Origin of the sequence: Nonomuraea lactucae (assembly GCF_003313395.1) — a bacterium.
Lineage (GTDB): Bacteria > Actinomycetota > Actinomycetes > Streptosporangiales > Streptosporangiaceae > Nonomuraea > Nonomuraea lactucae.
Genome location: NZ_QNFZ01000802.1, coordinates 1 through 5,207 on the forward strand (window position 1 = coordinate 1; position 5,207 = coordinate 5,207).

General features: G+C 68.9%; 7 protein-coding genes and 1 tRNA gene. 7 read left to right on the plus strand and 1 reads right to left on the minus strand.

Translation table 11 applies throughout. The features are described from left to right. From DQW85_RS28005 to DQW85_RS28035, 7 genes are all read left to right on the plus strand, one after another. A partial coding sequence (locus DQW85_RS28005; RefSeq protein WP_113702886.1) for a hypothetical protein occupies window positions 1–612 on the plus strand: 612 nt, incomplete at its 5' end. Window positions 613–674: 62 nt separating this feature from the next. Further along, window positions 675–1,862 (plus strand): DUF2510 domain-containing protein, encoded by a 1,188-nt coding sequence (locus DQW85_RS46095; protein WP_205315464.1) that lies wholly within the window; start codon window positions 675–677, stop codon window positions 1,860–1,862. A gap of 70 nt (window positions 1,863–1,932) precedes the next feature. Continuing rightward, on the plus strand, window positions 1,933–2,526 hold the full coding sequence (orn, locus tag DQW85_RS28015; protein ID WP_113702887.1) for an oligoribonuclease: 594 nt from the start codon (window positions 1,933–1,935) through the stop codon (window positions 2,524–2,526). A 64-nt stretch (window positions 2,527–2,590) separates the two neighbouring features. Then, window positions 2,591–2,663, plus strand: a tRNA-His gene (locus tag DQW85_RS28020). Window positions 2,664–2,806: 143 nt separating this feature from the next. Beyond that, window positions 2,807–3,250: a PaaI family thioesterase gene (locus tag DQW85_RS28025; RefSeq protein WP_113702888.1), complete on the plus strand. Its 444-nt coding sequence runs from the start codon at window positions 2,807–2,809 to the stop codon at window positions 3,248–3,250. 117 nt (window positions 3,251–3,367) lie between these two features. After that, window positions 3,368–3,838, plus strand: a complete 471-nt coding sequence (locus tag DQW85_RS28030; RefSeq protein WP_113702889.1) for a VOC family protein — start codon at window positions 3,368–3,370, stop codon at window positions 3,836–3,838. Between the two features lie 73 nt (window positions 3,839–3,911). Further along, a complete protein-coding gene (locus DQW85_RS28035) occupies window positions 3,912–4,340 on the plus strand; it encodes a hypothetical protein (protein ID WP_113702890.1) in 429 nt (142 codons plus the stop codon). A 393-nt stretch (window positions 4,341–4,733) separates the two neighbouring features. Here DQW85_RS28035 and DQW85_RS28040 read toward each other — a convergent pair whose 3' ends face one another. Continuing rightward, window positions 4,734–4,958: a helix-turn-helix domain-containing protein gene (locus DQW85_RS28040; protein ID WP_113702891.1), complete on the minus strand. Its 225-nt coding sequence runs from the start codon at window positions 4,956–4,958 to the stop codon at window positions 4,734–4,736. Between the last annotated feature and the right edge of the window lie 249 nt (window positions 4,959–5,207).

Below are 5,207 nucleotides of genomic sequence, written 5' to 3' on the forward strand. Positions count from 1 at the left end.
CAGCCCGCGCAGGCGCCGCCGCGCGACGAGGGCGACATCGTGACGCTCCTGCACGTCCCGGGCGGCGGCTCGGCGGCGCCGATGCGGTTCGGCCCGGGCGTCGGCACGCGGCACGAGCAGGACGAGACCACGGCCCAGCGGATCTGGCGCGAGGGAAGGGGGGAGGCGGCGACGCTCCAGAAGGCCCCCGCCAGGCGCTCCCGCGCGGGCCGGCGGCGGACGATCCTCTCCGCGGCGCTGTTCGCGATCATCATCGCGGGGGCGATCCTGGCCTGGCTGAAGCTCGGCGTGGGCGACGCCCCCGCGCTCGCGGTCACCTCGATCGAGGTCGTGGCGCCGAAGAAGACCCAGGGCTGCGACAGCGCCGTGGTCGTCACCGGCACCATCGTGACCAACGGCGCCCCCGGGGAGATCACCTACGAGTGGCGCAAGAGCACGGACAAGGAAGTGGTCAAGCAGACCCTCCGCGCCACCGCCGACAAGACCTCGTACGAGGTGCCGCTGCGGTGGACGCTCAAGGGCAGGAGCAGCGTGAAGGCCACGGCCACGCTCGTCGTGCTGTCGCCCGGGCCCCGCCTGACGGACAAGGGGTCGTTCACCTACAAGTGCTGACGCAGCATGCCGGCGTCGCTCGAACAATGCATATGAAAGCGGTTCTTACTAATCTGACGAACATGACCACGCAGACCCCCGCGGGCTGGTACCCCGACCCCTACGGATCGCCCCAACTCCGCTGGTGGGACGGCAACCAGTGGACCGACGCCACCCACCAGCAGGAGCAGGGAGCGCCACCGCAGCAGCCGTCGGGGCCGCAGCCCGCCCCTGACTGGACGGCCACGCCGGCGAACCCGACCCTCCAGTTCGGCCAGCCGAACCCCGGACAGTCGCCCTACGGGCAGACCCAGCCCGGCCACGGCGGGCCGCCGTACGGGCAGGGCGAGGGGCAGGCGCCGTACGGGCAGGGCGAGGGCCGGCCGCCGCATGGGCAGCCGCCTTCGTACGGGTACGGGCAGCCGCCCTCGTCCGGATACGGGCCGCCGCCCTCGTACGGGTACGGCCAGCAGGGTCAGACGGGCCAGTGGAGCGGCGCGCAACTGCCCGGCCCCGGCTTCGGCCCGCCGCCGAAGCAGGGCAACCCGCTCCCCTGGGTGTTCGGCGGGCTGGCCGCGCTGGTCGTCATCGGCGTCATCGTGGCGGCGGGCATCTTCTTCGTGAACCGCGGATCGCCCACCGCGACGGCGCCCACGCCGAGCGAGACGCAGGAGCAGCTCCCCGACCCCGGGCAGAGCTCGGAGCCGCCGCCCCCGACGGGCGAGCTGCCGCAGCCGCAGGACGGCCGCATCACCGACCCGCAGGCGGGGGTCTCCTACGCGCCGCCCGACGACTGGAGCGTGCCCGACTACTCCGCCATCAACGGCGCCAACCCCGCCCAGCAGCGCTGGTCGAGCGGCGTGCAGGCGATCTCCCACGAGAAGTACGACGGCAAGGACGACTGGATCGGCAACGTCTACACGGGCCTGCTGAACGAGCTCTACCCGTACGAGGGCGCGCAGGGCCTGGGGGCCACAGCCAAGATCGTGTTCGCGGACTTCGCCAAGTACTACCAGCTCCCCCACGAGACCAAGATCCTCGAGGACAAGGCGTTCAAGATCGGCGACCGGGCCGCGTGGGTGCTGCGGTTCGAGCTCGACTTCTCCAAGATATCGAAGGAGGAGGGCTACAAGTGGAAGAAGGAGACCGGCGCGGTCGTGCTCATGGACCGCGGCGAAGGAGAGCGTCCGGCTCTCGTCTACGTGTCCGTGCCGGACAACCTCGGCACCGATGTGGTCGATCAGGTTCTGAGCTCGCTCAAGCCTGCCTGAACGATGGCACTAGGCTGTTCCTGTAAGCAAGCGGGCGGGCAGCTCCGAGCCGCTTGGGCGAGGAGTACGAATGAGTGACTTGCTGGTCTGGATCGACTGCGAGATGACCGGGCTGGACCTCGGTCGCGACGCGCTCGTCGAGGTGGCGTGCGTCATCACCGACAGCGAGCTCAACCAGCTCGACGAGGGCGTCGACGTCGTCATCAAGCCGCCGCCCGAGTCGCTGGAGCAGATGTCGCAGGTGGTCCGCGAGATGCACACGGCCTCGGGTCTGCTGCCCGAGTTGCCGGGCGGGGTGACGCTCGCCGAGGCCGAGTCGCTCGTGCTCGACTACATCCGCCGCCACGTCCGCGAGCCGAAGAGGGCGCCGCTCTGCGGAAACTCCATCGGCACCGACCGGACGTTCATCTCCCGCGACATGCCCGCGGTCGACGCCTTCCTGCACTACCGGATGATCGACGTCTCCTCCATCAAGGAGCTGGTGCGGCGCTGGTACCCACGGGTCTACTTCGCGGCGCCGGAGAAGCAGGGCGGCCACCGAGCGCTCGCCGACATCACGGAGAGCATCAGGGAGCTGCGCTACTACCGGGCCTCGGTGTTCGTCGCCCAGCCCGGCCCCGACTCGGCGACGGCCCGGACCCTCGCCGAGCGTGTCACCGGCTAATCAATGGCGTAAAGACTCCCGAACACCGCTACACTTTCTCTGTGCCGCCTGACGGCGGGGCATGGTGGGTGTAGCTCAGTTGGCAGAGCGCCAGGTTGTGGTCCTGGATGTCGAGGGTTCAAGTCCCTTCACTCACCCTGAAGGAAGTCCCTGGTGGAAGGCCCGGTCGCACAGGCGGCCGGGCCTTCCGCATGACGGGACGCCCCACTTGCCCCAGGCGGCAAGACAGCCGGTGCTTTTCATCGCGGCGTTGTCAGTGGCGACCTGTTCAATGTGCCCCATGGAGATGGATACGCGAAGGCGTGGGTTGTTCTGGGACGTCCTGGAGGGGCGGATCCCGCCGCCGCCTGCCGCCGAGCTCCTGGGATGGGAGCTGGTCAACGTCGATCCGGACCGGGGGACCATCGAGGTGGCGTTCGAGGCGGATGAACGGTTCGCCAACCCGGTGGGCGTGGTCCAGGGCGGGTTCCTGGCCGCGATGCTCGACGACACTCTGGGGCCTGCGCTGGTCGCGACGTTGCAGGAGCACCAGTTCGCGCCGACCCTCGATCTCCATGTCCAGTTCCTCCGCCCCGCCCGCCCCGGACGACTGCTGGGGCGGGGGCGGATCGTGCAGCGCGGAAAGGAGGTCTGCTTTCTCGCCGGAGAGCTCGTCGGTCCCGACGGCAGGCCCGTGGCGGTGGCGACGGCGACGGCCCGAATCCAAACGGTCCGCCAGGAGTAGGCCCCAGCGACCGCCCACCACCGAAATTTCTCTCCGACGAACAGGCCGCCCGTGTCGAAATCATCGCGGCGGCTTCGACCTACCGGTGACAGACGAAGGTTCACGGAGGAGCACACGATGCAGAAGATCACCACGTACCTGTGGTTCAACGACCAGGCCGAAGAGGCGGCCGAGTTCTACACCTCCCTCTTCGACGACTCGCGGATCATCTCGGTCCAGCGGTACGGCGATGCGGGACCGGGACCGGCGGGGCAGGCCATGATGGTGACGTTCGAGCTGGCCGGTCAGCGCTTCCTCGCCCTGAACGGTGGCCCACAGTTCACGTTCACTGAGGCGATCTCGCTGTACGTCGACTGCGCGACGCAGGCGGAGGTCGACGAGCTGTGGGCGAAGCTCACCGAAGGCGGCGAGGAGTCGCACTGCGGCTGGCTGAAGGACAGGTGGGGCCTGTCCTGGCAGATCATCCCCACAGTGTTGCCCGAGCTGCTGAGCAGCCCCGACCCGGCGAAAGCCCAGCAGGTCATGAAGGCCATGCTCGGCATGCAGAAGATCGACATCAGGACGCTGGAAGAAGCCGCCGGCCTCTGACCGGCGGCCGGACGGAACAGATCCCCATAGAACACCATCACCACATCGCCGCCGGCGAGCGTTGGACCACCGGATGGTCATCGTCGGCCTCCTCATGGTGCCGATCGTCATCGCAGGACTCGTGATCATGAATTCTCGCAGGCGGCGCAGAGCGGTGATCCTGCCGAGACGACCGCTGTCGGCGCAAGAGCTGGAGGATCATGTACGCGACCTGACCGGCCAAGGCGAGATGATCGCGGCGGTAAAACTCGTCCGCCAACAGACCGGCCTCGACCTCATCCAGGCCAAGGCCATGGTCGACGGCATCGCCGCCGGAGGCAGCGCGCTCGGCCACCCCGCCATGCGGAGGCTGGCCACGCCTCGGACGGTCGACCGTGCCGACCTGGCCACCCGGGTGCGCGATCTGAAGGCCGCGGGCCGTAGCAAGCAGGCCGTACACCTGGTGCGTGGCGAGACGGGCATGGGTCGGAGGGAGGCCGAGCTGTTCGTCAGTGGCCTCTGAACAGAACCGTCGGCCGCGAAACCCACCCGTCACAGCCGCCGAGCGGCTGCAGCAACCTATGTAGACGCCTCGTAGGGTGCGGCTCCGTGGCGACCACCCCACCGATGATCTGGGCCGAGGGGATCAGAGTGGGGGTGGCGTTTGACGGCGGTGTTCACGTGGGCCGGGATGGCCTGCGAGACCAACCCGCGGGTCACGGTCAAGAGGGTCTCGATCGCCGGTCAGGCGGACCAGTCCCAGGATGACAAGCGTATGCCCGCCTGCCGTACCAGGCGCAGTACGTCAGGCGGGCGTGGCGGACGCGGCGCAACGCCCTTAGGGGTCGTGCCAGGAGAGGTCCCGGTGCCCCAGCGTGCTGCCCCGTCCTGGACGGTGGGGTGGGACAGGGGCGGGTCAGCGGTTGCGTGACAGCCAGAGGCCGATGGCCGTGACGCGGGAGTCCACGCCCAGTTTGGCGTAGATGCGGTTGACGTGGTTCTTGACCGTCTTCTCGCTGAGGAAAAGACGTTGTGCGATCTGGCCGTTGGACTGGCCAGTGGCAATCAGGTCCATGACCTCGGCTTCGCGCTTGCTCAAGGACGTGAACACGCTATCGAACGGTGCGTCGTCGACTCTCATCCGGCCTCCGGAGGCACGCAGACGGTCAGAATCGCCGAGGGCCCCCGCACTTCCGGCGTTAGCGGTAGACAGTGAGCATAACTCGCATTGTCATGTTTTGGGGACGTTAAGGAAAAAACGGCCGTGGAAGCGCCCTGAGGCGCTCCCTGCCTCGGCAGGGTCCGGCCGAGCTTCGCTGCGGCCGGACCGGCCGGATCCGCGCGGCCCCCGGAGCCCCACACACCCCCGCCGCGCGAGGCCGTGGCGGGC